The 23,705-nt window shown below is 66.3% G+C and carries 24 protein-coding genes and 1 pseudogene; 7 read left to right on the forward strand and 18 right to left on the reverse strand.

The genetic code is table 11. The annotated features are described in order from the left end of the window. Positions 1–69: 69 nt before the first annotated feature. On the reverse strand, positions 70–1,053 hold the full coding sequence (locus ACZY0Q_RS04670; RefSeq protein ID WP_463915030.1) for an MIP/aquaporin family protein: 984 nt from the start codon (positions 1,051–1,053) through the stop codon (positions 70–72). A gap of 142 nt (positions 1,054–1,195) precedes the next feature. Here ACZY0Q_RS04670 and ACZY0Q_RS04675 point away from each other — a divergent pair, with 142 nt between their 5' ends. Further along, the gene (locus ACZY0Q_RS04675) at positions 1,196–2,278 is read left to right on the forward strand and encodes an ADP-ribosylglycohydrolase family protein (protein WP_463915031.1); all 1,083 of its coding nucleotides are present in this window, start codon (positions 1,196–1,198) and stop codon (positions 2,276–2,278) included. Here ACZY0Q_RS04675 and ACZY0Q_RS04680 read toward each other — a convergent pair. Next, on the reverse strand, positions 2,265–2,783 hold the full coding sequence (locus tag ACZY0Q_RS04680) for a DUF4395 domain-containing protein (RefSeq protein WP_463915032.1): 519 nt from the start codon (positions 2,781–2,783) through the stop codon (positions 2,265–2,267). The genes ACZY0Q_RS04675 and ACZY0Q_RS04680 overlap by 14 nt on opposite strands. Positions 2,784–2,886: 103 nt before the next feature. Then, entirely contained in the window at positions 2,887–3,879 is a 993-nt protein-coding gene (locus ACZY0Q_RS04685; RefSeq protein ID WP_463915033.1) for a 3'-5' exonuclease, read from the reverse strand. A gap of 127 nt (positions 3,880–4,006) precedes the next feature. Between ACZY0Q_RS04685 and ACZY0Q_RS04690 the strand changes: the two genes are divergently transcribed. Then, positions 4,007–4,780 carry a DedA family protein gene (locus ACZY0Q_RS04690; RefSeq protein ID WP_463916251.1) on the forward strand — a complete coding sequence of 258 codons (774 nt, stop codon included), beginning with the start codon at positions 4,007–4,009 and terminating at the stop codon, positions 4,778–4,780. A 102-nt stretch (positions 4,781–4,882) separates the two neighbouring features. Here the strand turns inward: ACZY0Q_RS04690 and rdgB are convergent, their stop codons facing one another. From rdgB to clpS, 6 genes are all read right to left on the reverse strand, one after another. Beyond that, entirely contained in the window at positions 4,883–5,539 is a 657-nt protein-coding gene (gene rdgB, locus ACZY0Q_RS04695; protein ID WP_463915034.1) for an RdgB/HAM1 family non-canonical purine NTP pyrophosphatase, read from the reverse strand. Between the two features lie 11 nt (positions 5,540–5,550). Continuing rightward, positions 5,551–6,309 carry a ribonuclease PH gene (gene rph / locus ACZY0Q_RS04700; RefSeq protein WP_463915035.1) on the reverse strand — a complete coding sequence of 253 codons (759 nt, stop codon included), beginning with the start codon at positions 6,307–6,309 and terminating at the stop codon, positions 5,551–5,553. Between the two features lie 87 nt (positions 6,310–6,396). Next, positions 6,397–7,194, reverse strand: a complete 798-nt coding sequence (locus tag ACZY0Q_RS04705) for an MBL fold metallo-hydrolase (RefSeq protein ID WP_463915036.1) — start codon at positions 7,192–7,194, stop codon at positions 6,397–6,399. Next, complete coding sequence (gene murI, locus ACZY0Q_RS04710; RefSeq protein ID WP_463915037.1) at positions 7,191–8,258, reverse strand: glutamate racemase; 1,068 nt, start codon at positions 8,256–8,258, stop codon at positions 7,191–7,193. The genes ACZY0Q_RS04705 and murI overlap by 4 nt, the downstream gene beginning before the upstream one ends. Positions 8,259–8,327: 69 nt before the next feature. After that, entirely contained in the window at positions 8,328–8,894 is a 567-nt protein-coding gene (locus ACZY0Q_RS04715) for a DUF2017 domain-containing protein (protein WP_463915038.1), read from the reverse strand. After that, positions 8,887–9,279, reverse strand: a complete 393-nt coding sequence (gene clpS / locus ACZY0Q_RS04720) for an ATP-dependent Clp protease adapter ClpS (protein ID WP_463915039.1) — start codon at positions 9,277–9,279, stop codon at positions 8,887–8,889. The genes ACZY0Q_RS04715 and clpS overlap by 8 nt, the downstream gene beginning before the upstream one ends. Positions 9,280–9,552: 273 nt before the next feature. On the opposite strand from clpS, the gene ACZY0Q_RS04725 reads away from it, so the two are divergent. Together ACZY0Q_RS04725 and ACZY0Q_RS04730 are read left to right on the forward strand one after the other, a co-directional pair. After that, a complete protein-coding gene (locus tag ACZY0Q_RS04725) occupies positions 9,553–10,881 on the forward strand; it encodes a nicotinate phosphoribosyltransferase (RefSeq protein WP_463915040.1) in 1,329 nt (442 codons plus the stop codon). Positions 10,882–10,890: 9 nt separating this feature from the next. Beyond that, positions 10,891–11,523: an isochorismatase family protein gene (locus ACZY0Q_RS04730; RefSeq protein ID WP_463915041.1), complete on the forward strand. Its 633-nt coding sequence runs from the start codon at positions 10,891–10,893 to the stop codon at positions 11,521–11,523. Between the two features lie 87 nt (positions 11,524–11,610). Here the strand turns inward: ACZY0Q_RS04730 and ACZY0Q_RS04735 are convergent, their stop codons facing one another. Further along, the gene (locus tag ACZY0Q_RS04735; protein ID WP_463915042.1) at positions 11,611–12,045 is read right to left on the reverse strand and encodes a hypothetical protein; all 435 of its coding nucleotides are present in this window, start codon (positions 12,043–12,045) and stop codon (positions 11,611–11,613) included. 453 nt (positions 12,046–12,498) lie between these two features. Here ACZY0Q_RS04735 and ACZY0Q_RS04740 point away from each other — a divergent pair, with 453 nt between their 5' ends. Genes ACZY0Q_RS04740 through ACZY0Q_RS04750 form a run of 3 tightly spaced genes read left to right on the forward strand, consistent with a single transcriptional unit; the run spans position 12,499 to position 14,484 of the window. Continuing rightward, positions 12,499–13,602: a TerC family protein gene (locus ACZY0Q_RS04740; RefSeq protein ID WP_463915043.1), complete on the forward strand. Its 1,104-nt coding sequence runs from the start codon at positions 12,499–12,501 to the stop codon at positions 13,600–13,602. Further along, the gene (locus ACZY0Q_RS04745; protein ID WP_463915044.1) at positions 13,592–14,056 is read left to right on the forward strand and encodes a hypothetical protein; all 465 of its coding nucleotides are present in this window, start codon (positions 13,592–13,594) and stop codon (positions 14,054–14,056) included. Before ACZY0Q_RS04740 ends, ACZY0Q_RS04745 begins: the two co-directional genes overlap by 11 nt. Continuing rightward, a complete protein-coding gene (locus ACZY0Q_RS04750; protein ID WP_463915045.1) occupies positions 14,053–14,484 on the forward strand; it encodes a MarR family transcriptional regulator in 432 nt (143 codons plus the stop codon). Before ACZY0Q_RS04745 ends, ACZY0Q_RS04750 begins: the two co-directional genes overlap by 4 nt. 47 nt (positions 14,485–14,531) lie before the next feature. On the opposite strand, the pseudogene ACZY0Q_RS04755 reads toward ACZY0Q_RS04750, so the two are convergent. The 8 genes and pseudogenes from ACZY0Q_RS04755 to ACZY0Q_RS04790 form a co-directional block, all read right to left on the reverse strand. Next, positions 14,532–15,736, reverse strand: a pseudogene (locus tag ACZY0Q_RS04755) (IS110 family RNA-guided transposase). Between the two features lie 302 nt (positions 15,737–16,038). Further along, complete coding sequence (locus ACZY0Q_RS04760) at positions 16,039–17,823, reverse strand: DEAD/DEAH box helicase (RefSeq protein ID WP_463915046.1); 1,785 nt, start codon at positions 17,821–17,823, stop codon at positions 16,039–16,041. Then, positions 17,823–18,164, reverse strand: coding sequence for a DUF3039 domain-containing protein (locus ACZY0Q_RS04765; protein ID WP_463915047.1), 342 nt, complete (start codon positions 18,162–18,164; stop codon positions 17,823–17,825). Before ACZY0Q_RS04765 ends, ACZY0Q_RS04760 begins: the two co-directional genes overlap by 1 nt. A gap of 137 nt (positions 18,165–18,301) precedes the next feature. Beyond that, positions 18,302–19,084, reverse strand: coding sequence for a glucosamine-6-phosphate deaminase (gene nagB, locus ACZY0Q_RS04770; protein WP_463915048.1), 783 nt, complete (start codon positions 19,082–19,084; stop codon positions 18,302–18,304). Between the two features lie 29 nt (positions 19,085–19,113). Continuing rightward, positions 19,114–20,685 (reverse strand): transporter, encoded by a 1,572-nt coding sequence (locus ACZY0Q_RS04775; RefSeq protein ID WP_463915049.1) that lies wholly within the window; start codon positions 20,683–20,685, stop codon positions 19,114–19,116. Beyond that, a complete protein-coding gene (locus ACZY0Q_RS04780) occupies positions 20,667–21,473 on the reverse strand; it encodes an ABC transporter ATP-binding protein (RefSeq protein ID WP_463915050.1) in 807 nt (268 codons plus the stop codon). The genes ACZY0Q_RS04775 and ACZY0Q_RS04780 overlap by 19 nt, the downstream gene beginning before the upstream one ends. A gap of 72 nt (positions 21,474–21,545) precedes the next feature. Beyond that, positions 21,546–22,643 (reverse strand): NADH:flavin oxidoreductase/NADH oxidase, encoded by a 1,098-nt coding sequence (locus ACZY0Q_RS04785; protein WP_463915051.1) that lies wholly within the window; start codon positions 22,641–22,643, stop codon positions 21,546–21,548. Further along, positions 22,643–23,650: a tetratricopeptide repeat protein gene (locus ACZY0Q_RS04790; RefSeq protein WP_463915052.1), complete on the reverse strand. Its 1,008-nt coding sequence runs from the start codon at positions 23,648–23,650 to the stop codon at positions 22,643–22,645. The genes ACZY0Q_RS04785 and ACZY0Q_RS04790 overlap by 1 nt, the downstream gene beginning before the upstream one ends. Positions 23,651–23,705 lie beyond the last annotated feature (55 nt).

A 23,705-nucleotide genomic window follows, 5' to 3' on the forward strand; every position in this document is an offset into this window, starting at 1 on the left:
TCTTACGCTAGCGGCTGCCACCGACAGTTTAGGACACCGCCGCAACAGGCCGTGGCCCGGTCAGGCCAGCTAGCCGCGCTTTCCGTCGAAGAAGTCCTGCGCCTCGTCGCGACTGTCCGGCAGGTCCGCAGTCGCCTGAACCGGCGCGGGCTTGGCGGGGACAACGGCCTTGGCAGGCACCGCAGCGGCCTCGTCGGCGACGTCAAAATCCTCGTCGTCAAGATCTTCAACGTCGTCGGCACTGTCGTCCAGCACTGAGCCGTCAGCGGCCGAGGCCGTACGTGCAGCAACAGGGTCGGCGAAACCACGGAAGACCAGCCCGGCGATGGCCGCGCCCGCCAAGGGAGCAACCCAGAAAAGCCACAGCTGCTCAAGGGACCAGCTGGAGCTGAAGAGGGCCGAGGCCGTGGCGCGGGCGGGGTTGAACGGCGCGTTGCCTACGGACAGGCCCAGCTGCAGCAGGACAGCGAAGGCGAGGCCCACGGATACGGCAGCTGCCGTTTTGTTGATGTTGTTGCGTGCCGTGGTGCCCAGGAAGACGGCGACCAGGATCGCGGCCCCGAGTACCTCCAGCAGGAGCACGCCGGCGAGGGGCGCCTGGATGATGGAATGCTCGCCGAATCCGGCGGTCACGGTGTCGAACGCCGTGCGGCTGTCCTTGATCCCCGGCAGCGTGCGCAGTATGCCGAAGAGTGCGAGGGCGCCCAGGAGCGCGCCCACCAGCTGCGCGCCGATGTACGCGGCGGCGTCACCGAGCCGGATCCGGCCGGCGACGGCGTGGCCGACCGTCACCGCCGGGTTGAAGTGTCCGCCGGAAACGTAGCCGAAGGCCAGCATCGCCGCGGTCACTGCCAGGCCAGCTGCGAGCGCGGCCGGCAGCGGGCTGGACTGCGGGATGGAGAACAGCGGGACGCCCAGCCCTGCCACCACGATGAAAAGGCTGCCAAAGGCTTCCGCAGACAGTCTGGACACCAGCCCGTGCCGGATTTCGCCACCGCTGCCGGCAGTCAGCCCGGAGGCGGGATCACGGTGGACGGGCACAGGCGTGGTCATGGTGGGGCAATCCTTATCGTTGGGGTTTGGTGCCTTTGCATTCTGCCAAGGGATTCTGGGCGTTGGCTGAGTCCGAGCTTAGTGGACGGACGGCGTGGCACCCCGGCGAGTTCCACCGCCGCCCCACGGTAAATTTACTGTCATGAGCATCGAACCGGGCGCCGTTGCCGCGCCCCCGCTGAAGTCCCGCATCCACGGCTGCCTCCTGGGCGGCGCTTTAGGCGACTCGCTGGGCTACGCGGTGGAGTCCGACTCGATCGGGGCCATCCGCCGGCGCTTCGGCACGGCGGGCCTGACGGACCTGGCAGCGCTGGACGGCGGCAGCCACTTTTCGGACGACACGCAGCTGACGCTGTACACCGTGGACGGGCTGGTGGAGGTGCTCGAATGGGCCAATGACGGCGTGGGCGCCGATGCGAACGCCTGCGTGTGGCTGGCCTATCTCCGCTGGCTGGACACCCAGGGTGAGTCTGTGCCGCCGCAGGCCCCGGCACAGCCGCCGCGGTGGATCGATGGCAACGAGGTGCTGAGGCACCGCCGCGCCCCGGCAGAAACGTGCATCAGCGGCCTGGCCACCGGTGAAATGGGAACGGTCTACCGGCCGGTGAACCCTGACTCGAAGGATCGCGGAACGGTGATGCGGTCGGCCCCGTTCGGCCTGATTCCCTACATAGCGTCCGACGCCGTCTATAAGTTGAGTGCCGACGCCGCCTCCCTGACGCACGGCCATCCGTCCGCCCGGCAAAGTGCCGGCAGCTTCAGCCTCCTGATCCACCGCCTGGTGGCCGGTATCACGCTGGCGGACGCCGCGACAGCGCTCCTGGAGGAGGTGCGTGGCCTCAAGGAAGTGGCGGCGGAACTTCCCCAGCGGCTTGAAGCGGCCATCCGCTGCGCGGGAACAGGCATCCTGTCACCGGAGGAACTGGTTCGGCAGCTGGGCGACGGGTGGGTCGCGGAGGAGGCGTTCGCCGTCGGGCTTTACGCGGTCCTGGCCACAGCGCCTGGTACAGACTCCACCCTGTCGCCGCAAGACCATTTCCGGGCCGCCATTGCGCTGGCCGTCAACCACAGCGGAGGCAGTGGCTCCACGGGATCCATCGCGGGAAACATCCTGGGCGCTTACTACGGCGAAGAGTGCCTGCCCCCGGAATGGCTCGACGCCCTGGAAGCTCCGGACGTCATCCGCGGCATGGCCGATCTGTTGGTGGGGGTTACGACCGCTTAAGCGCCACGTTGTTGCAGGCCTCGCAGATGTCCTCCGGGATCAGGCCGCGGCGCTGCAGGACTCCGAAGATGACGCAGCCCAGGCAGAATCCGGCGAACGCCTCCAGCGAGGCAGCCGCAATAAGAACAGCCAGCGAGATCCAGGCGGCGGGGGCGGCTCCGGCAAGGAACAGGAGCAGTGCCGTAGTGGACACCACCGTTCCCATGCCCTGGGCGAAACGCTTGGGCGGTCCGGGAACCAGGCGTGCGCTGCCCAGACGCGGCGCCAGGACCTTGACGGAGAGCAATGCCAGTGGCGAGATCCGTGGCCCGAACAGCACCCGCAGCCAGAAGCCCGCGGCGATCAGCACCAGTCCCCACACGGACCCGCTCAGCAGCGTGGCACCGGCGAGCAGCACCACCAGGCCTGCCGTGATCCGGGCCGCGTATTCATTGACGGGGTTGGGAAAGGCGAACACGGCGGACCAGTTGATTCCGGTTGTTGGGCCGTCCGTTGGTTTGCTCATCCTGCAAGGCTAGGAGCCGGGCCTGCCGCAGGGAAGATTTGTTGCGCCGGATGAACGCTGCATGCGGTTAATGCAGCCGGATCCGTGCAGGAAAAGCAGCGGCTCAGCCGCCCACCATCTGCAGGAACTCGCCTTCGGATAGCACTTCGATGGGCTGGCCGCGGTCGTGGAGCTCCAGGACGCGCCGGGCCTTGCCGGTCAGCCTGCCGGAGCGCAGGTCGGCGGCCACAAAGCCGTCGCCCACCACCAGCACCGTGGTGCGGGCCGTCACGCGGCTTTCCGGCCGGGCACCCAGCTCGGCGGAACGCACCTTTGCTCCCGGCCGTGCCATGGAGAGCTCGCCGGTAAAGACGACGGTCTGGCCATACAGCGGGTGGGAGGGTTCGGCGTCGGCATTGGGGACGGGGTTCTCCCCCTCCTCCGGCCACCCGGACTGGAACGGGCGCACCAGCGCGGCGCTGTTTCCGCCGGCGGCGCCGGCCAGGGCGGTCAGGCTGGCCTTGGACAGGACATCGCGCGCCGGGTCAAACGCCTCCTGATGCGGCAGGATCAGGCCCAGAGACAGGTAGAGCTCGGCGATGCTGTTGGCGTTGTTCCGAGCAGCGATATCGATCAGGATGCCGGCGCAGGCCCGGGCATCCTCTGCGGCATCGTGATGGTTGACCAGCGGCACGCCGGCTTCCTCCGCGGCGAACGGCAAGGAATTGGAGACCAGGGAGTAGCAGCGCCGGGCCAGCATCACAGTACAGACGTAGTCGTAGGCAGGACCCGACAGGCCGGAGACCTCAAGCCCGGACCGGATCACGCCCAGGTCAAAGGCCGCGTTATGCGCCGCCAGGATGTCGCCGCCGATAAAGGCGCCAATCTCCGGGAACAGCTCACCGAAGCGGGGACGGCCGGCCACATCTGTGGCCTTGATGCCGTGGACCCGGACGTTGTGGTACTCGAAGTGGTCATGGTTGACCGGCGGCCGCATCAGCCATGATGCCTCCTCCACTACACGCCCGCCCCGGACTTTCGTCAGGCCAACCGCGCACGGTGAACCCCGGAAGCCATTGGCCGTCTCGAAGTCGATCGCCGTAAAGTCCAAACCCACGGCCCATACATTACCGCCGGACAGGGCCGTTCCCGTGTCACCGGGGCGGTCCTGTCGCGCATGTCACGCGTTCGACGCCGGGCGGCGCGGGTGCGTCAAGTACCCTGAGAAGGTGAACATTCTTGCGATCAGCGACCTTGCCGCGCCCATGCTGGGAGGTGCAGGACCGGTCCAGCCGCAGCTGGCTTCCTTCCTGCCCGACTGGCTGAACCCCCAGATTTTCCTGGCCGATCCAGCACTTGCGCCCTGGGTGGTGCTGCTGGTCTGCGGAATTGTCTTTGCCGAAACGGGCCTGCTGGTGGGATTCTTCCTTCCCGGCGACTCAATGCTGTTCACCGCCGGGCTGCTGGTGGCAACGGACACCATCCAGTTCAATGTCTGGCTTCTGGCGCTCCTGATCACCATTTCCGCCATCATCGGCAACCAGACCGGCTACCTGATCGGTTCCAAGGCCGGCCCCGCCATCTTCAACAAGCCGAACTCCCGGCTCTTCAAGCGCGAAAACGTGGAGAACGCCCACGCCTTCTTCGAAAAGCACGGCGGCAAGGCACTGATCCTCGCCCGCTTCGTGCCGATCATCCGGACGTTCGTGCCTGTGATCGTCGGCGTGGCGCAGATGGACAAAAAGAAGTTCTTCCTGTTCAACGTGATCGGCGCGGTCCTGTGGGGCAGCGGCGTCACGTTGTTGGGCTACCTGCTCGGTGACAGGGTCCCGTGGGTCCGGGAGAACCTGGACATCATCTTCATTGCCATCGTGCTGGTCTCCGTAATTCCGATCGGCATCGAGGTACTCCGCGGCCTCTCGGCCAAGCGCCAGGCTGCCACGTTCGGCACTGACGCCGTCGACGAATTCATTGAAGAACACGCTCCCCGCGAAGAGCGCAAGACCAACCTGGACTAGGTCCTTGCAGCGCCGCTGGCCGGCGCTGCATCCAAGGCAAAGCTAAGGGAGCCCCACCATCTGGTGAGGCTCCCTTAGCCGTTAAGGCATTTCCGGTGGGCCTTACTGCCGCCCCAGTGCGTCGACGATGGCCGGCAGGAGGGCACGGAAGGCCTGCCCGCGGTGGCTGATCGCGTTCTTTTCCGCCGCCGATAATTCAGCGCAGCTGCGGTGCTCACCGGCTGGCTGCAGCACGGGGTCGTAGCCGAAGCCGCCCTCACCGCGGGGTTCGCGCAGGAGAGTCCCCTCAAGCTGGCCGTACTCCACCACTTCGCGGCTCCCGGCACCGGGTCCCGGCACCGCCAGGGCCGCAGCGCAGACAAACGCGGCACCGCGGTGCCCGTCCGGGACATCGGCGAGCTGGTCCAGCAAAAGCCTCAGGTTGGCGGCGTCGTCACCGTGCCGGCCAGACCAGCGCGCGGAAAAGATTCCCGGCGCCCCGCCCAGCACGTCCACGGCCAGCCCCGAATCATCGGCAATTGCCACCAGTCCGGTGGCCTCGGCCACGGCCCGCGCCTTCAACAGCGAATTCTCGGCGAATGTCACACCGGTTTCGACGACGTCGGGCGCACCTGCCGCCGCGGCGTCCACCACCTGAGTGTCGACGTCGAGCTCGGGGACCTGTCCCCGCAGCAACTCGCGGAGCTCCTTGAGCTTGCCCTTGTTGTGCGTGGCCAGGACAAGGCGAAGCACGGGCGCGCTGCCGGATTCAGCGTTCACGGCGTTCGGGTTCACAGTGCGTCTGCGAGGGTTTCGCGCTGGATCGCCGCCAGTGCGGTGGTGCCCATCAGGGCCAGGTCCAGCAGTTGGTTCAGTTCGTCGCGGTCGAAGGGTGCGCCCTCGGCGGTGCCCTGGACTTCCACGAACTTCCCGGAGCCGGTGACCACCACGTTCATGTCGGTTTCGGCGCGGACGTCTTCAACGTAGGGCAGGTCCAGCATGGGCACGCCGTCGATGATGCCCACCGAAACGGCTGCGATCGTGTCGATCAGGGGCTGGGCGTTCTTGGCGATCAGTTTGTTGTCGCGGGCGAACCGGATGGCGTCCGCAAGTGCCACGTAGGCGCCGGTGATGGCCGCGGTGCGGGTTCCGCCGTCGGCCTGGAGGACGTCGCAGTCCAGGACGATCGTGTTTTCGCCCAGGGCCTTGGTATCAATGATGGAACGCAACGAGCGTCCGATCAGCCGGGAAATTTCGTGGGTCCGCCCACCGATTTTCCCCTTGACGGACTCGCGGTCGGAACGGGTGTTGGTGGCCCGTGGAAGCATGGCGTATTCCGCCGTGACCCAGCCGCGGCCTTCGCCCTTGAGCCAGCGCGGCACTCCCGCCGTCAGGGACGCCGTGCACAGGACCCTGGTGTTGCCGAATTCAATGAGGGCCGATCCCTCGGCCTGCTTGGACCATCCGCGGGTGATGCTGATGGGGCGGAGCTGGTCGGGGGCGCGGCCATCGGCGCGCACTACGGGCACTGCGGTTGTTTCAGAAGTCATGCCTTTAGCTTATCGACTCGCGGCGATCCGTCCCGCCGGAGAGAGTGCAACCGACCACGCAGGGCGGCGAACCAGAGCAGTGTTGGATCAGACGGTGTAGTGCACACCGGCCACGGCGACGGCCACGTCGCCGCCGAACACGGGGCGCGCTTCGGCCATCACGGTGGTGGGCGAAGTCCACACGGGGATATGCGTGAGCAGCAACCGGCGTGCGCCTGCGCGCCCTGCCGCCTCTCCGGCGCGTTTTCCGGTCAGGTGGACATCCTTGATGTCGTCGTCGCGGCCTTCCTCAAAGGCGGCCTCGCACAGGAACAGGTCAGCATCCTTCGCTGCTTCCTCCAGCCCGGCACAGGAATCAGTGTCCCCGGAATAGGTGAGGACCCGGCTGACCGGGTTTCCCTGCTTGTCCGGTTCTGTCACTTCCACCCGCAGGGCGTAGGCCTCCTCCACGGGGTGGTTCACCGCGAACGGCGTCACGGTGAACGGCCCCACCGTGACGGATTCGCGTTCGGTCCAGTTGGTGAAGTCGAATTCCTCGTGCATCCCCGGATCCAGCTCCAGGCCGTAGGCGGTGGCCATCCGGTCCGCCGTAGCGGCGGGGCCCCACACCGGAATCCTGCCGCGTCCCCAGCCGCCCGGCTTCCAGCGGACCGCCACGTGCAGCCCGCACAGGTCCATGCAGTGGTCCGGGTGCAGGTGGGTCAGGAAGATTGCATCGATGTCTTCAAGGTCCGTGTAGCGCTGGATGGCGCCCAGGGCTCCGCTGCCCAGGTCCATCACGATCTTCCAGGTCCGCTCGCCGTCGTTGGCGGTCAGGAGGTAGCAGGACGCCGGCGAGCCGGGGCCGGGAAAGGATCCCGTGCAGCCGACGATGGTGAGCTTCACTGGGCAGGACCTCCGGCCCGGTGGGCGCCCACGAAGTTCGAAATCCTGGGTCCGGACGACGACTGCCGGGCGCTGGCAGTCTGCGCGGCGGCGATCATCTCGGGGGTGATCCGTGCCAGGCTGCCGGTGGGATACTGGGCCGCCACGTGGTCCACATGCCTGACGGACAGGACCTCCGGGCCCAGGAAACGGCGGGCCAGCGTCTCGAACTGGCCGGCGTCACCGGTGGCGATGAAGTGGTGTTCCGGGGGTGTCGCCGCGGTGCGCTGAAGATCGTGGGTGGCGAGGGCCCGGTACACGTCCTTGGCAGTTTCCTCGGCGCTGGACACCAGCGTCACGGCCTCGCCCATCACGAAGGAAATGACGCCGGTCAGCAGCGGATAGTGTGTGCAGCCCAGCACCACGGTGTCCACGCCGGCTGCCTTCAGCGGCGCCAGGTATTCTTCGGCGATGGCCAGCAGGGCGGTGCCTGTGGTGATCCCGGCCTCCACGTAGCTCACGAACTCCGGGCAGGCCACGGACGTGATCGTCAGGTCCGGCGCGGCGGCAAACGTGTCTTCATAGGCCCGAGATCCAACCGTGGCGGAGGTCCCGATAACGCCGATACGCCCGCTCCTGGTGGCGGCGACAGCCCGCCGGACGGCGGGCTGGATCACCTCGATGACGGGGATGCCGTATTTCGCGGTGTACCGCTCGCGGGCGTCCCGCAGGACAGCGGCCGACGCCGAGTTGCAGGCAATGGTCAGCAGCTTGACGCCGGAGTCCACCAGTTCGTCCATCACGCCTAGGGCGTTGGCGCGGACTTCGGCAATGGGCAACGGCCCGTAGGGCCCGTTGGCGGTATCCCCCACATAGAGGATGGACTCATTGGGGAGCTGGTCGATGATGGACCGCGCCACAGTCAGTCCACCGACACCGGAATCAAAGACGCCGATGGGGCGGGACCCTACCGGGCCGGTGGTGCTGCTGGCTGCGGAGTCCGATGCGGCTGCGCCTGACGGATCCATGCTCGAGGCTGTAGTCATGATTATTCGAGGATAGGTCTTCCCCGGGGCCGCAGCCATCACATTGTGGCGCCCGACTCATGTCAAATTTGTCACACTGGCGGACGTATCCCGGAACAGGACAGCTGTTCAGGCCCGGGAATCCAGGGACTGGAGCATCGCCTGGACCAGGGATTCCTGCAGCCAGGTGGTGAAGTTGTACACCAGGGCGAGGTAGCTTTCCACGTCCTCGGCCTGGGACCAGTCCTGCATCAGGTGCACGTGTTCGGCGTCCTCTTCATCGCGGATGTCCAGGCGCTCCGCCAGCACCAGGCGCACATCGTTCAGTGCCATGGACCAGAGCCTGGCCCCTTCGGCGGTGAGGACCACCTCGTCCTTGTCCAGGTCCAGGGACGCGGCGCGCAGCGCGCCGATCTTGGTTTCGCGCAGCGAGCGCTCGGTGAGCTGGCGGAACTCCAGGGACGCGCCGTCGTCGTTCTTCATCACGTTGGGGAGCAACCGCTTAACCGCACGGTCCGTCGGTTCCTGGACGTCCATGTCCAGCCCGATCAGGGCGGCGAGCGGATCCTGGCTGGCGTGTTCGGCCGGCTGGAGCATGGAGATGACGTCATCGATCAGGCTGCGGAGCAGCTCCCGTTCCGCGGGTTCCAGGAACCCGGTGATGCCCTTGAGCCCGTATTTGAATGCCTTAGCCACGTTTCCCCTTGCCCTGCCCGGACCCGCCGGATTTTCCTGAGTTTTTGGAGTTTCCACCATTCCCGCCGGTGGCCTTCTCCACGGTGGCCCAGAGGCCGAAGCCGTGCATGGCCACGGCATGCCGCTCAACCTGTTCCTTGCTGCCGTGCGCAACAATGGACCGGCCCTTTTTGTGGACTTCCATCATCAGTTTGTTGGCTTTGGACTCGGAATAGCCGAAATAGCTCTGGAAGACGAAGCTGACGTAGCTCATCAGGTTGACGGGATCGTTCCAGATCACCAGGTTCCAAGGGATGTCCGGGGCGGTCAGGGAGTCGGTGGACGCCTCTGTCCCGGTCCGGGTGCCCTCCTGTGTATCAGGGCCGAGCGCAACGCTTAAGGTCATCTGTCCATTCTATGGGGATGCTGGGCCCACGCCGGCGAGGGCCCAGCATCGAAGCGAAGCGAGACGAGGGAGCCGGTGGGTGGGCCCACGCCGGCGAGGGCCCCGCGGCGAAGCGAAGCGAGACGAGGGAGCCGGTGGGTGGGCCCACGCCGGCGAGGGCCCCGCGGCGAAGCGAAGCGAGACGAGGGAGCCGGTGGGTGGGCCCACGCCGGCGAGGGCCCCGCGGCGAAGCGAAGCGAGACGAGGGAGCCGGTGGGGACTAGAGTGAATTTCGTGAGTACCTCCGCCGGCTGGGACCATCCCCGCACGTCCTTTTACACAGACCACTACGAACTGACCATGCTGCAGGCGTCGCTGCATTCGGGCGCCGCACACCGCCGGTCGGTCTTCGAGGCCTTTGCCCGGCGCCTGCCCGACGGCCGGCGGTACGGGATTGTGGCGGGAACAGGCCGCCTGCTGGAAGGCATCGCCAACTTCCGCTTCGGCGAAGCGGAACTGGACTACCTGGGCCGGACCGGGGTGGTCAACCAGGACACCCTGGACTACCTGGCGAACTACCGGTTTTCCGGTGACATCTGGGGCTACCCGGAGGGCGAGGCATACTTCCCCAACTCCCCCATCCTGATTGTTGAATCAACGTTTGCCGAAGCCTGCATGCTGGAGACCTACGTGCTCTCGGTCCTGAACCATGACAGTGCCATCGCCTCCGCCGCGTCCCGCATGATCACCGCGGCCGGCAACCGGCCCTGCATCGAGATGGGATCCCGGCGCACGCACGAGGAATCGGCGGCAGCGGCCGCCCGCGCCGCCGTCATCGCCGGATTCGACAGCACCTCCAACCTCGAGGCCGGCATTCGCTACGGCATCAAGACGGTGGGCACCGCCGCACACTCCTTCACGCTTCTGCATGACACCGAACGTGACGCCTTCGAGGCGCAGATCGCCTCCCTCGGTCCCGGCACCTCGCTGCTGGTGGACACGTACGACGTCGAAGCAGCGGTGCGTGCCGCCGTCGAGTTGGCGGGGCCCAAGCTGGGGGGCGTCCGGCTGGACTCCGGGGACCTCGTGGCCCAGGCCCAGTGGGTCCGTCAACTGTTGGACGAGCTCGGCAATGTGAACACGAAGATTGTAGTTACCTCGGACCTGGACGAGTTCGCCATTGCCGCGCTGCAGTCCGCTCCGGTGGATTCGTACGGCGTGGGCACGTCTCTGGTCACCGGCTCCGGTGCACCCACCGCGAGCATGGTCTACAAGCTCGTCAGCCGCACCGACGACGCCGGAAATTTCGTCTCCGTGGCGAAGGCCGCCAAGAACAAGACCAGCATGGGCGGCCGCAAATATGCGCTGCGCAAGCTCAACGAGCGGGGGGTGGCCACCCAGGAAATCGTGGGCATCGGCCATCGCCCCGAAGACGACGGCAACGACCGGCCACTGCTTCAGCAGTTTATGAAGAACGGCGAGCTGCTGCCGGGCTGGACCGGACACGAGGGTGTGGTCCGCGCCCGCCAGCGGCATGCGGACACCATGGCCGAACTGCCCGGCGTCGTCAACCGCCTGCAGCGCGGCGAGCCTGCGATACCTACTCTCTATGAAGAAAACTGAGGAGAACTGATGTCCCGCGCCCTGATCATCGTTGACGTCCAGAACGACTTCTGCGAAGGCGGCTCCCTGGCTGTGGCCGGCGGTGCCGATGTTGCCGGAGCCATCAGCGAGTACGTGGACGCCCATCACAACGAGTTCGACCACATTCTTGCCACCCAGGACTGGCACATCGATCCCGGGGCGCATTTTTCCGACGCGCCCGACCTCAAGGACAGCTGGCCCCGGCACTGTGTCGCCGGCACGCGCGGCGCGGAGCTCCATCCGGACCTGGACACCGAATACATCCAGGCCTACTTCCAGAAGGGCCAGTTCACCGCGGCGTACTCTGGCTTTGAGGGACTGCTGGCTCCTGAGGACGCCGTCCCCACCGGGGAACGCCAGCCGGGCGCCATGCCCGCTGACCCGGATGCCTACGCCCCGGCGGAGAACGCCATCGGACTGGACGACTGGCTGCAAAGCCACGACGTGGAAGACGTCGTACTGGTGGGGATCGCCACAGACTACTGCGTTATGGCCACCTCGCTGGACGCGGTCCAGGCCGGCTACTCCGTCACGGTCATCCGTTCACTCACCGCCGGCATCGCCGAAGACCTTGAGGATGCCGTCGCCGAAATGGAGCTCGGCGGCGTCGAAGTCGCCTGACATAGGAATCTCAATGATGTTGTCAACGGATGTCGTCGTGCCTTGCAGGTGTCCCGGCCGGTCTTGGCCGGGACACCTCAGGAGCTTTTAGCTGGTCCAGCCGGGGTAGGGCTTGCGGTCCTGGTCGGGGAGTTCCGCGGCCGTGGCGGGGAGGTTGTCGGAGCCGTCGGACTGACCGGATGCCCAGTGGAAGAACACCTCGTCGGTGATGGCTTCGAAGCAGGCGTTTTGGGAGCGGAACCAGTGGGTGGAGGTGTCGCCCTCGACGCAGGTGCCGTAGCCGAACAGTTCCCCATGGCTGTCGTGGGTGCGGGCGACGGTGAAGATGATGTAGGGCCACGATCCGGCGTCCCAGCCTTCGCTGGCCCAGTTCGGCAGCAGAGACCAGGCGGCGCCTTCGAGGGTGTCCGTCCAGTCGTATCCGTCCCCTGCCTTGTTATAGGCGGGAAGGACCGGTGCGGTGACCGCTTCCGCGGGGATGGATTGTGTGAGGAAATCAGCGCAGCGCCGAAGCCAATCCATCTGCTGCGCGGGCGTCCGCAGGACGGTTGCGCCGGTGGAGCGGGCACGTAAGATCCAACGGACAGCAGCAAAAAAGACAAAAGAGCTTGTACTGCCCGAGCACAGCGAGGCCCGCGAACTACCTCGGCGCTGTCTGAGCGAAGCTTGGCAACGAGGGCGTCCGTCACCCGCCGTTCAGGAGCACCTGCATTGCCGCTGCGACTGTCGTAGCCAGTGTTCTAGTGTCTTAGCCGGCAAGTCTGCAGTAATCCCTGGGGCGTCGGGGCTAGCCAGGCCAACGACGACCCGTTGCCGTAATAGATGAAGTATGATTCACTAATTGTGTGGAGGGGAGTATCCCCCGAATGTCCCGTCGTCAGTACGGCCGACCCTGAGCGGCCCGGCGGGACAGGTCCCTTGGGACCGGGAAAGACCTCCAGTTGGTTTGAACTGACTGGAAGCGGGTACTCCCTGATGAATGTTCCTTTTTGGGCCTGGCTGGCCGTTCTTGCCTTTATTGTCCTGATGCTTGCCGTGGACCTGTTCGCGCACCGCAAAGCGCACCTCATCCGTGTCCGGGAAGCCGCGCTCTGGTCCGCCGTCTGGGTCGCCTTCGGTGTTGGCTTCGGCGTCCTGATATGGCAGGTCTACGGTGCGGAGTTTGGCCAGCAGTACTTCGCCGGATACCTGATCGAGAAGTCCCTCGCAGTGGACAACGTGTTCATCTGGGCGATCATTTTCACGTACTTTGCCGTCCCCCGCGAGTACCAGCACCGGGTGCTGTTCTTCGGGGTCCTGGGCGCCCTGATCTTCCGGGGCATCTTCATCGCGGCGGGCTCCGCCATCATCGCCAGCGCCGAGTGGGTGCTATACATCTTCGCGGCGTTCCTGCTCATCACCGGCTACCGGATGATCCGCCACCGCAACGTCATGCTTGACCCGGCAAAGTCCCGGGCGCTGAAACTCTTCCGCCGGCGCGTGCCCATGACGAACGACTTCCACGGCCAGCGGTTCCTGATCCGCAAAAACGGCATCTTGCTGGCCACCCCGTTACTCGCGGTGCTGGTCCTCATCGAGGTCACGGACATCATCTTCGCCGTGGACTCCATCCCCGCGATCTTCGCCGTCACCGACGAAGTGTTCCTAGTCTTCACAGCCAACGCCTTCGCTATCCTAGGCCTGCGGGCCATGTACTTCCTGCTCGCTGACATGATCCACCGCTTCATCTACCTCAAGATCGGACTCGCGCTCGTCCTGATCTGGGTCGGCATCAAAATGCTCCTCAAAATCGACATCTACTACATCCCCACCCCACTGTCCCTGGCCGTCATCGCCACTATCCTCGGTGTGTCCATCGGCGTCAGCCTCTGGGCCACCCGCGGCCAAGAACGCCGGGCTTCCGAGGGGCCGGCGCACTCCCCCTTCGGAACCGCATCACCCGAGGAGATCGTGGCCCTGGAACCACTATGGGGCAGACGCCTTGGCACGAAAGCCACCTCAACACCCCAACAGGGCGACGCCGAGAAATCAGACGCGGACCCGCACTCACCTACAAAGGGTGACGCGCATGAAAGATGAACCGGTCCGCCCGGTGGCGGCACTGATACTTGATGGGGCAGGAGCCCCTGAGACTGCGCGGCGCGCAGCGGCGCTGGCCAGGATGGAGGGCAGGCCCCTGATACTCCTGGTGCCCGTGGAACGGACCGGATTCAGCCTCAACCCCCTCACCCACCGGCTCGCAGCCATCCGGCAGACTGCAGAAGCAGAGGCGATCGCTGCCCGGGTCCGGCCGGTGCTCGAAAGTACCGCGAGCGATTTCCAAGTCCGGGCGGTTCCCTGTCTTTTCTCACAAGCAGGGACCACCGGGGGCGCCTCGCTGAAAAGCATCAAGGCCGCCGCACGGCGAATCCGCGCTTTCATCCTCGTAACTCCAATCAGGCAAGATGGTGGAACGATCATCACGAAGGCCCAGCGCCTGCGTCCCGACAGGCATGCGGGCGCCATCGGAGACGTCAGCGAGGAGCAACCATGACAATCCCGCCGCCAGTTCCGGAAAGTGGCCTGCAACCACCGCTTCCTGCAGCACCGCCAACACCTTTGCGCCCAACATGGACCTTTCTCACGAACCACGGCCACGTCCTGCTGGCGGTGGCAACAGACCCTGACGCCCGCGTGAAAGACATCGCCGAGAAGGTCGGGATCACACCACGATCGACCCTGCAAATCCTCAAGGATCTCGAAGCCGGCGGATACCTGCACCGCAGCCGGGACGGACGACGAACCCGCTATGCCATTGAACCCCACCAGCACTTCCGGCACCCCGCCACAGCAACCAGGGAAGTCGACGGACTGATCGGCCTCTTCGCAGACCCCCCGCCCTCAATCGCGGCGGAGCCACCCCAGGACATTCGTTCATCCCGACCGCATGACCGCCCCCGGAAACGGTATCCCGCAACCTAATTTCGCGCATTCGAATGATCGCGTTCACCACGGCCTGTAGCCGCTTGTCAGGCGGCCAGCCGTGCTGTCGAGACCGGGACCGGTGTGTAGGTGCTGCCGTCGCGGAGCATGGCCCAGAGGACGTTCAGGCGGCGCCGGGCGAGGGAAAGCATGGCCTGGATGTGGGTTTTCCCTTCAACACGTTTGCGGTCGTAATAGGCGCGCGATGCGGGGCAGGATTTCAGCGCCGAGAGGCCGGAGGGGTAGAAGACACGCAGGAGCCGGCGGTCGTAGCGGCGGGGGCGGTGGTGGTTGCCGGTGATCCTGCCGGAGTCCCGCGGTGCGGGGGCGAGGCCGGCGACGCCGGCGAACCGGTCGGCGGTTTCAAAGACGGTGAGGTCCCCGCCGGTGGCGCCGAGGAACTCCGCGGCGAGGACGGGCCCCAAGGCGGGCATGCTGAGCAGGGACCGGGTGTGCCGGTGTTCGGTGACTTTCTCGCTGATCGGCTCATCAAGTTCGGCCAGTTCCTCATTCAGGGCGAGGATTTCCCGGGCGAGGGCGGCGACGATCCCCTCCCCCATGTGCTGGGCCGGGACGGTGGTGTGCTGGGATTTCGCGGCGTCCACTGCGGCCTGGGCGACCGCGGCCGCTGACCGGGCACCGTGCTTCTTTAGCCACGCGTGGAGTCTGGTCTGTCCTGTGCGGCGGATCCCGTCCGGGGTCCGGTGTTTGGTCAGCAGCAGCAGGGCGGCTTTGGAGCGGCTGTAGTCAAAGGCCCGTTCCAAAGCGGGGAAATATTCCAGCAGCTGGGCCTGCAGCCGGTTGATCGCTCGGACCCGGTCCGCGGATTTGTCCGCCCTGCGGGCGGTGAGGATCCGCAGCCCTGTGCTGATCTCATCCCCGGCCCGCAGTGGCTGCAGGTCTTTCCGCATCCTGGCCTGGTCAGCGATGACTGCGGCGTCTTTGGCGTCCGTTTTGCCCTCGCCGCGGTAAAGGCGGGAGGCGTGGTGGACGATCCGGCCCGGGATGTAGAGGATGTTCTGTCCGTGGGCGACGAGGATGGCGATCAGCAGCGCCGGGCCGCCGTGGTTCAGATCGTCGCCCAGATGACCTCGTCCCCGTCCCCAAGTTTCAGGACGTTGGCGATGAGTTCGAGCAGGGCGGGTTCGTCGTTGGGTATTTTCTGCGAGAGCAGACGGTTTCCATCGGCGTCGATCACGACGCAGTGATGATGGGCTTTGCCGGCGTCGATATCGGCCCACACTTTCGCCAAAACTGCCTCCAGTCTGTTGATTGGGTGAAATCCCAGCAGATAACCGCGCCGTCGTGTCCTTATCCGGCGATTCAAGTAGCGTCTCTCAATGAGCGGTCGGGTCATCGCGGGGTGGCGGGCGGCCAATCCTACGAAGCCGTCACGACGTGAGTCGTCCGGACCACAGCAACAAAGCCATACCCGCCTACCCCGGGTAGCCACGACCCTACAACGGCAACGGACCCACCCGTCAACACCATAAGGACAGTAACAAGCGTGGCCCGGGATGCACAGCACCCGGGCCACAACTGTCTCCTGGGCCGCTACTTCCGGCCGATGAACCAGTCCTGGAGCTTGCGCAGCCGGGACTGGAGCTGATCCTCGTTCGCCTGGGCCACCGGAGGGCCGCCACAGACAGTCCGCAGCTTCGTGTGCACCACACCGTGCGGTGTTCCGGTCCGGGCCGACCAGGCCGCCACGTTTTTGGCCAGCTCGTTGCGCAGGTCCATCAGCATCCGGTGGTCCGGTATGGCCGGCGCCGCGGCGGCCGGCTCGGCTGCCGGCGCACGCCGGTTCTTGCGGTTGAGCTGTTCGTGCTGGCGCTGCCGCAGCAGCGTTCCCACCTGCTCGGCGTCCAGCAGCCCGGGGATGCCCAGGAAGTCCAGTTCGTCCTCCGAGCCCACCTCTCCCCCGGTGCCGAACTCGCCGCCGTCATACAATACGCGGTCGAAGGACGCCTGCGAGTCGAGGGCCTCGAATTTGCCCTTGGTGAGGCTGTCGGACGCCTTGTCCTCCCGGTTGGCCTCTTCCATCAGGGAGTCCTCGGGATTGAACAGGCCGTCGCTGTCCTCTTTCTCGGGGCGGTCCAGCGCGTGGTCGCGTTCGGCCTCCATCGAGTTGGCCAGGGCCATCAGCGTCGGCACGGACGGCAGGAAGACCGAGGCCGTTTCGCCGCGCTTCCGGGCACGCACAAAGCGGCCCACCGCCTGGGCGAAGAATAGCGGCGTGGAGGTGGACGTCGCATAGACGCCGACGGAAAGCCGGGGCACATCCACGCCTTCTGACACCATCCGGACGGCAACCATCCACCGTTTCTCGCTCACGGTGAATTCCTCGATCTTGCTGGAGGCCTTGGCGTCGTCGGAAAGGATCACTGTGGGAGACTCTCCGGTGATCCGTTTCAGCTGCCCGGCATAGGCTCTGGCATCGTCATGGTCCGTGGCGATGACCAGCCCGCCGGCGTCCGGAACCGTGCGGCGCACTTCGCTGAGGCGTTTGTCCGCCCCCGCCAGGACAGCGGGGATCCATTCCCCGGTCGGGTTCAGCGCCGTCCGCCACGCCTGCGACGTGATGTCCTTGGTGACCGCGGCCTCGCCGAGGGAAGCCGCCATTTCCTCGCCGGCACTGGTGCGCCACCGCATCTGGCCCGAGTAGGCCATAAACATGACGGGACGCACCACGTGGTCACGCAGGGCGTTGCCGTAGCCGTACGTGTAGTCAGCTTTCGAGCGCCGGATGCCGTCCTTGTCCTGCGCGTATTCAACAAACGGGATGGGCGAGGTGTCGGAGCGAAACGGCGTACCAGTCAGGGAGAGCCGCCGTGTCGCCGGGTCAAACGCTTCGCGGAGGCCATCGCCCCAGGACAGGGCTTCGCCGCCGTGGTGGATCTCGTCAAGGATCACCAGCGTGCGGGCCGCCTCGGTCTTGGCCCGATGCAGCATGGGTTTGCTGGCCACCTGGGCGTACGTGACAGCCACCCCAACAAAACCGCGGCCGTGCTGGCCGTCGGAGTTCTTGAAGTTGGGGTCGATGGCGATGCCCACCTTCGCAGCGGCGTCGGCCCACTGCCGTTTCAGGTGGTCCGTGGGCGCTACAATGGTGACCCGGTTAACCGCCCCGGATTCGATGAGCATGGAAGCCACGCGCAACGCGAAGGTGGTCTTCCCGGCGCCGGGAGTTGCTACGGCCAGAAAGTCGCGGGGACCGGTCCTGAAGTAGAGGTCAAGGGCTTGCTGCTGCCAGGCACGGAGTTTTTGGGCGGTTCCCCAGGCTGCGCGTTCCGGATAAGCCGGTGGCAGGGTGGGGCCGCCAAAGAGCGTGTCCGTCACTACTTGTTGTCGCCCGAGTCCCCTCCGGGACCCTTGCCGCCGTCGTTGCCCGGGCGGAGGCCGTCATAAACCTCTTTGCACATGGGGCACACCGGGAACTTCTGCGGATCCCGGCCCGGTGTCCATACCTTGCCGCACAGGGCAATAACAGGATCACCCGTCAGCGCGGATTCCATGATCTTTTCCTTGCGCACGTAGTGCGAGAAGCGTTCCCGGTCACCGGGCTCCACTTCCTGGCGCAGCTCTTCGCGCTCGATGGTGGCCGTGGACGTTCCAGCCCCGGAAAGCTCGCGCATCGGGTCGTTTTCGAGAGGGTCCGTCATGCTAGTCATGGCATCCATCTTAGCGTCCCGGGAGGGCGGACGTTCGACGGCGGGAGGACCGTTTTGCACTCACCGCGCCGTTTGCCGCAGCCCGTTCCGCGCAACGCGGTACCCGACCACCCGTGGCGTGTGGCCGGAATTACAGCCCCCCGGAATTACAACTCCTGCCATGCAGGCTTGTGATCGTACGTGTGCCGGTAGAAGTCCGCGAGCTTCAGCGACGACGCCGCAGCCTCATCCACCAGGATGGTGGCGTGGGGGTGGAACTGGAGGACCGAAGCCGGGCAGAGGGCGGCAACGGGACCCTCCACGAAGTCGCGGACCGCCGGCGCCTTCTGCGCCCCGGTAGCGATGAGGACAACGTGCCGGGCCTCGAGAATGGTGCCCAGCCCCTGGGTCACCACGTGGTGGGGCACTTCTGCCAGGCTGGTGAAGAACCGGGCGTTGTCGCGGCGCGTCTGCTCGATCAGGGTTTTGATGCGGGTCCGGGATGCGAGCGAGGACGCGGGCTCGTTGAACCCGATGTGGCCATCCGTGCCGACGCCCAAGAGCTGCAGGTCCACGCCGCCCGCCGCCCGCATGGCATCTTCGTAGTCGCGGCAGGCCGCGGCCAGGTCAAGGGCCGCGCCGTCAGGCGTATGTACGTTGCGTTCGGCGATGTTGACGCGGCTGGTGAATTCCCGCCGGATGACTTCCCGGTAGGACTCCGGATGCCCGTGGGCAAGCCCCACGTATTCGTCCAGGGCGAAGGCGTGGGCATTGCTGAAGTCCAGTCCCGCATTCTGATGCCGCGCCGCCAGCTCGTCGTAGACGGGCAGCGGCGATGACCCCGTGGCGAGGCCCAGCACACAAGCTGGCTTCCGCCGGAGCAGGGCCTCGATGGCGTCGGCAACGAGCCGTCCGATCTGTTTGCTGCCCTGGAGGATGACAACTTCCATGTTGGCCGCCTTTCTGGTGCTTTTCGGAATCAGCGGTTGACGGTCAACTGGGCCAGCATTTCGGGGCCACGGGCCTCCAGCCAGCGGCCACCGAGCCTGATGCCCACGACAAAAAGTAGCAGTCCCAGGATGGGGCCCACTGCAAGGTTCAGCCATCCGAAGACAGGGTTTCCGGTCACACTTTGGGCAATGACCAAGCCAGCTTCCGGAAGCACCAGGACGGACAGGACACCCATGCCGCCGAACTGCACGGCCATGGTCTGGCCGACGCTGCCTGGGGGCTTCTTGAACGGGCTGTCCCCGGGCAGTGGCACTGCGACGTTGTACCGCGCCGAGACTACCGACGAGAGGCCAAGACCGGTCAGCAGAATTCCTACCGAAAGTCCCAGCACGCCGGGCAGCCATTCCCAGCTGCCGGTGAACATAAACGGCACCACTGAAAAGGCGAGCACCACCGGGACGGCGAGTATCAGGCACGCCAAGGCCCGGCCCAGCCGGTCCGGTACACCCCGCACGCCCGTGGCAAGGTGGAGCGCAAACGCGGTGTTGTCGTAGGAGATGTCGGCGGAGATCGCCCAGGCCATAAGGAAAGCGGTCAACGGGCCCAGCATCGCGAGGATCCCGAAGCTGTCCCCCTGGCTCGCCTGGAAGAACATCACCACGGCCAGCAGCGGAATCACAATGAGCGATCCGCCGTAACGGGGATCCCGCAGCCAGTAGGTCAGGGCACGTGCTGTGACGGCACCGGTGGGCGTGGCGGGCAGGAGCGCGAACAGCCCCAGCTTGCCGCCCTTCCGGCTCCCGCTTCCCTGGTACGGAGGGTTCACCAGGGCACGTTCCAGGAGGACTTTCCAGCACCACGCAAGTCCCGCGAGGGTGAGCAGCGAAATAAGCAGCTTCACGGCGGCCTCGCCGGGCCGGCCGGCGTCGAAGTCGCCGCCCAGGGACCAGGCAGCGCCGAGCGGCGTCCAGGCCAGCGTCCGGGCAAAGTCAGGCAGGAACCCGGCGGACGCTGAGATCCCCTGCGACACGCCCGCAACAATGGGGCCCATCAGAATCAACGGAACCATAAAAACAACGCCGCTGACGTCCTTGAAGCGCCGCGACGCCGCCAGGCTGGCCGTGGCGGTGGTGACCACTTTGGACAGCACAATGCACGTCATCACACCGAGGGCCGCTCCCAATAAGGCGGCAACGGCAGGAACGAAGCCACGGGCCCACGTGCCCACGGTGGCCAGCGCAACCAATGACGTGGCTACCCCGGGAATTCCGATCAGGCCGCCCAGGGCCAGGCCGGCCAGGAGCTGCCGCATGGGGACAGCAAATGTGGTGAAGCGGGCAGGATCGAGGGTCATGTCGGTGGCCGAAACCGCCACCGGGATGATTCCCCAGCCCAGGATGGCAGCTGAACCGCCAAGCACTATGGCCGTGTACGCCAGCTCGTTGTTTTCCTGCCGCAGCATCACCAGGGCCACAACGAGAGCACCCACGATGAAAAGCGCATAGAGGACGCCGAACGCCAGGCCCACGAGCTGCCAAGGGCTGCGGCGGAGGCCGTTCCGCAGCAGCGTCAGCTTGAGCCTTAGGAGGTGCGCAACCATTCCAGACCCTCCGTGTGGTTGCGTCCACCGACAAGCTGGACAAACCTTTCTTCCAGCGTTGCCCCGGCGCGGACTTCGTCCACGGTCCCGGCAGCGAGAAGCCTTCCGGCCGCCACCACGGCGACGTGGTCGCACATGCGCTGGACGAGATCCATCACGTGGCTCGAGACGATCACCGTCCCGCCGGAGGCTACATAACTGTCCAGGATGGAGCGGATGTTGGCAGCCGAGACGGGATCCACGGACTCGAAGGGTTCATCGAGCACCAACAGTCTCGGGGCGTGGATCAGGGCCGACGCCAGGGCGATCTTTTTTGTCATGCCGGCCGAATAGTCCACCACGAGGGTCCCGGCGTCCTCGTTGAGGTCCAGGGCGAACAGCAGCTCCCCCACGCGGGAGGCCACCACCTCTTTGTCCATGCCGCGCAGCAGCCCGGCGTAGGTGACCAGCTGTTCGCCGGTGAGCCGGTCAAAGAGGCGGACACCGTCAGGGAGAATGCCCATCAGTTTCTTTGCTTCCAGCGGGCGGGCCCAGACGTCAACCCCGTGGACAATGGCCGTGCCGAAGTCGGGCCGCAGCAGGCCGGTGGCCATGGACAACGTTGTGGTCTTGCCGGCGCCGTTGGGTCCCACGATGCCAAAGAACGAACCCGCCGGGACGTCGAGGCTGATACCGTCCACGGCGATTTTTCCGCCGAAACGCTTGGCGAGCCCGCGGATGGACAGGGCAGGAACGGGCCCGGTGTGCGCCACCGGATCAGAGTGGGGATCAGGATGCGGAGCAGTCATAACGCCAGCCTAGACCCAGGGCCCTGCCGAGGGGGTCCTCCCGCAGGACTAGGGCCAAAGGCGTAGGGAAGGCTAGAACGAATGCCGCGGCAGTGCCCGTTCGTACTGCGGCGCCCACGGGAGGTCATGCCCAAGTTCAAAAGCCGCCCGGAGCCACCAGTGCGGATCCCGGAGCGCGGCCCGGGCAATAAACACACCGTCGGCCTGCCCGGTGGCCACGGCATGCTCCGCCTGGCCCGCGGAGGTCAGCAGGCCAACGGTGCCTGTGGGGATCCCGGCTTCCCGGCGGATGCGTGCGGCGAACTCCGTTTGATAGCCCGGACCCGGCGTGATGTCCTGATGGGCCACGGCCCCTCCGCTGGAGACGTCAATGAGGTCCACCCCGTGCTCCGCCGCCCGGGCTGCCAGCCGGACCGAAGCCTGGACATCGACGCCGCCCGGCGCCCAGTCGGTGGCTGAAATCCGAAGCAGCAGGGGCATCGATTCAGGGATGACGTTGCGGACGGCGTCAACAACGGCGAGCATCAGCCGGTTCCGGCCGGCTTCGTCCCCGCCCCAGGAATCGATCCGGGTATTGATCAGCGGGCTCTGGAACTGGTGCAGGAGATAACCGTGCGCGCCATGGATCTCCACGGTGTCGAAGCCGGCGTCGACCGCACGCACCGCGGCCGCCGCGAAATCGGCAATAACGTCCTGGATCTGCGCCTCGGTCAGCGCAGCGGGCTCAACATAGCCGTCGAAAGCAAGCCCGGACGGACCCACCGTGGGCCAGCCGCCGTCGGATTCCGGGACGCTGCCCCGCAGGCCGGCGAATGGCCAGTAGGTGGACGCTTTCCGGCCGGCATGGGCAAGCTGGGCCCCGATCTTCGCTTCCGCCGCACCGTGCCGGTGCACAAAGGACGTGATCCGCTGCCAGGCCTCAGCCTGTTCGTCGTTGTACAGCCCGGCGTCACGGGGGCTGATCCTGCCGGCTGCATTAACCGCCGCCGCCTCGGTGAGGATCAACGCTGCGCCACCCGCGGCGAAGGAGCCCAGATGCATCAGGTGCCAGTCATTCGGAACCCCCGGGGCGCCGTCGGGACCGCAGCTGTACTGGCACATGGGTGAAACCCAGCCGCGGTGCGTGAGCTCCAGGGAACGGAGCTTGAGCGGCTGGAACAGGGCAGGCACTAGAACAGGACCCTGGCGAGTCCTTGGCGTGCCTTGGCAACACGGGGGTCGGAGGTGCCCACCACGTCAAAGAGCTCCAGGAGGCGTACGCGGGCGGTCTCCCGTTCCGGGCCAAAGTTCCGGCCAATGAAGCTGACCACGCGGTTCAGGGCGTCCTCCACATGGCCGCCGGACACATCCAGGTCCGCCACGCCCAGCTGGGCGGCCAAATTGTCAGGCTCGTTGGCGGCGAGGGAACGCAATGCTTCAGAGTCCTCTGCGGAGAGCGGCTGGAGCCGGGCCATCAGCTCCACCTGGGCGAGGCCGGCCTTGGCCTCCGCGTCGGCCGGCATTTCCAGCAAGGCCTGGCGGTAGGCCACGGCCGCTGCTTCATAGTCGCCCGCTTCGATGGCGTCGAAGGCGGCCTGGTGCAGCGGCGGAAGGGGTGCCGGTTCGGTTTCCGGCGGCGTACCGCCACCGCCGAGGCTGCCCGTGACACCATTGGCGGCCGCCACTTTGAGCAGTTCATCCAGGAGGGGCCGGATCTGGGCTTCCTCGGCGCCACCCTGGAAGAGCGGTACGGGCTGGCCCTTGAGCACGGCAACGGCGGTGGGGACGGCCTGGACCTGGAAGGCCTGAGCCAGCTGCGGGAAGGCTTCGATGTCCGCCGCCCCCAATACGAGGCGGCCGCCGTAGCTGTTGATGACCCGCTCCAGCGAGTCGAGCATCTCGGCGGATTCCGGCGAGTACGCCGCCCACAGCGCGAAGACCACCGGCACCTGCGCGGAGAGCTCCACGAGTTCCTGGAAATTGCCTTCGGTGACTGTGACCCGCAGCGGCGCAGCGCCGTCGTCGGGCGTTACTGCACCTGGGTCTGCGCTGGCACCCGCATCCCCGGGAACCGGCGGATTGCCGGGAGCGGCAGGAGGTGCCTGGCGCTGTTTCAGGGATGAAAGGTCGACGGCGCCACGCAGGTTAAGCAGGCTGGCAGCGGCTGGAGGGACTGGGCGGGAAGCTGGCGAACTCATGCTTTCCACTCTAGCCACTCCGGCCGCTGCCGGGGGTACTGCTTCAGGGACTGGA

This window comes from Pseudarthrobacter lactosi, assembly GCF_055412785.1.

Excerpts from the sequence above, each read along its gene's own strand:
- ACZY0Q_RS04765 (WP_463915047.1), bottom strand. The coding sequence starts at position 18,164 with ATGGATGCCATGACTAGCATGACGGACCCTCTCGAAAACGACCCGATG.
- clpS (WP_463915039.1), bottom strand. The coding sequence starts at position 9,279 with ATGACCTTAAGCGTTGCGCTCGGCCCTGATACACAGGAGGGCACCCGG.
- ACZY0Q_RS04750 (WP_463915045.1), top strand. The coding sequence starts at position 14,053 with ATGACAATCCCGCCGCCAGTTCCGGAAAGTGGCCTGCAACCACCGCTT.
- ACZY0Q_RS04775 (WP_463915049.1), bottom strand. The coding sequence starts at position 20,685 with ATGGTTGCGCACCTCCTAAGGCTCAAGCTGACGCTGCTGCGGAACGGC.
- rph (WP_463915035.1), bottom strand. The coding sequence starts at position 6,309 with ATGACTTCTGAAACAACCGCAGTGCCCGTAGTGCGCGCCGATGGCCGC.
- ACZY0Q_RS04790 (WP_463915052.1), bottom strand. The coding sequence starts at position 23,650 with ATGAGTTCGCCAGCTTCCCGCCCAGTCCCTCCAGCCGCTGCCAGCCTG.
- ACZY0Q_RS04740 (WP_463915043.1), top strand. The coding sequence starts at position 12,499 with ATGAATGTTCCTTTTTGGGCCTGGCTGGCCGTTCTTGCCTTTATTGTC.
- ACZY0Q_RS04670 (WP_463915030.1), bottom strand. The coding sequence starts at position 1,053 with ATGACCACGCCTGTGCCCGTCCACCGTGATCCCGCCTCCGGGCTGACT.
- ACZY0Q_RS04780 (WP_463915050.1), bottom strand. The coding sequence starts at position 21,473 with ATGACTGCTCCGCATCCTGATCCCCACTCTGATCCGGTGGCGCACACC.
- ACZY0Q_RS04735 (WP_463915042.1), bottom strand. The coding sequence starts at position 12,045 with ATGGATTGGCTTCGGCGCTGCGCTGATTTCCTCACACAATCCATCCCC.
- ACZY0Q_RS04680 (WP_463915032.1), bottom strand. The coding sequence starts at position 2,783 with ATGAGCAAACCAACGGACGGCCCAACAACCGGAATCAACTGGTCCGCC.
- murI (WP_463915037.1), bottom strand. The coding sequence starts at position 8,258 with ATGGCTGCGGCCCCGGGGAAGACCTATCCTCGAATAATCATGACTACA.
- ACZY0Q_RS04730 (WP_463915041.1), top strand. The coding sequence starts at position 10,891 with ATGTCCCGCGCCCTGATCATCGTTGACGTCCAGAACGACTTCTGCGAA.
- nagB (WP_463915048.1), bottom strand. The coding sequence starts at position 19,084 with ATGGAAGTTGTCATCCTCCAGGGCAGCAAACAGATCGGACGGCTCGTT.
- ACZY0Q_RS04745 (WP_463915044.1), top strand. The coding sequence starts at position 13,592 with ATGAAAGATGAACCGGTCCGCCCGGTGGCGGCACTGATACTTGATGGG.
- ACZY0Q_RS04675 (WP_463915031.1), top strand. The coding sequence starts at position 1,196 with ATGAGCATCGAACCGGGCGCCGTTGCCGCGCCCCCGCTGAAGTCCCGC.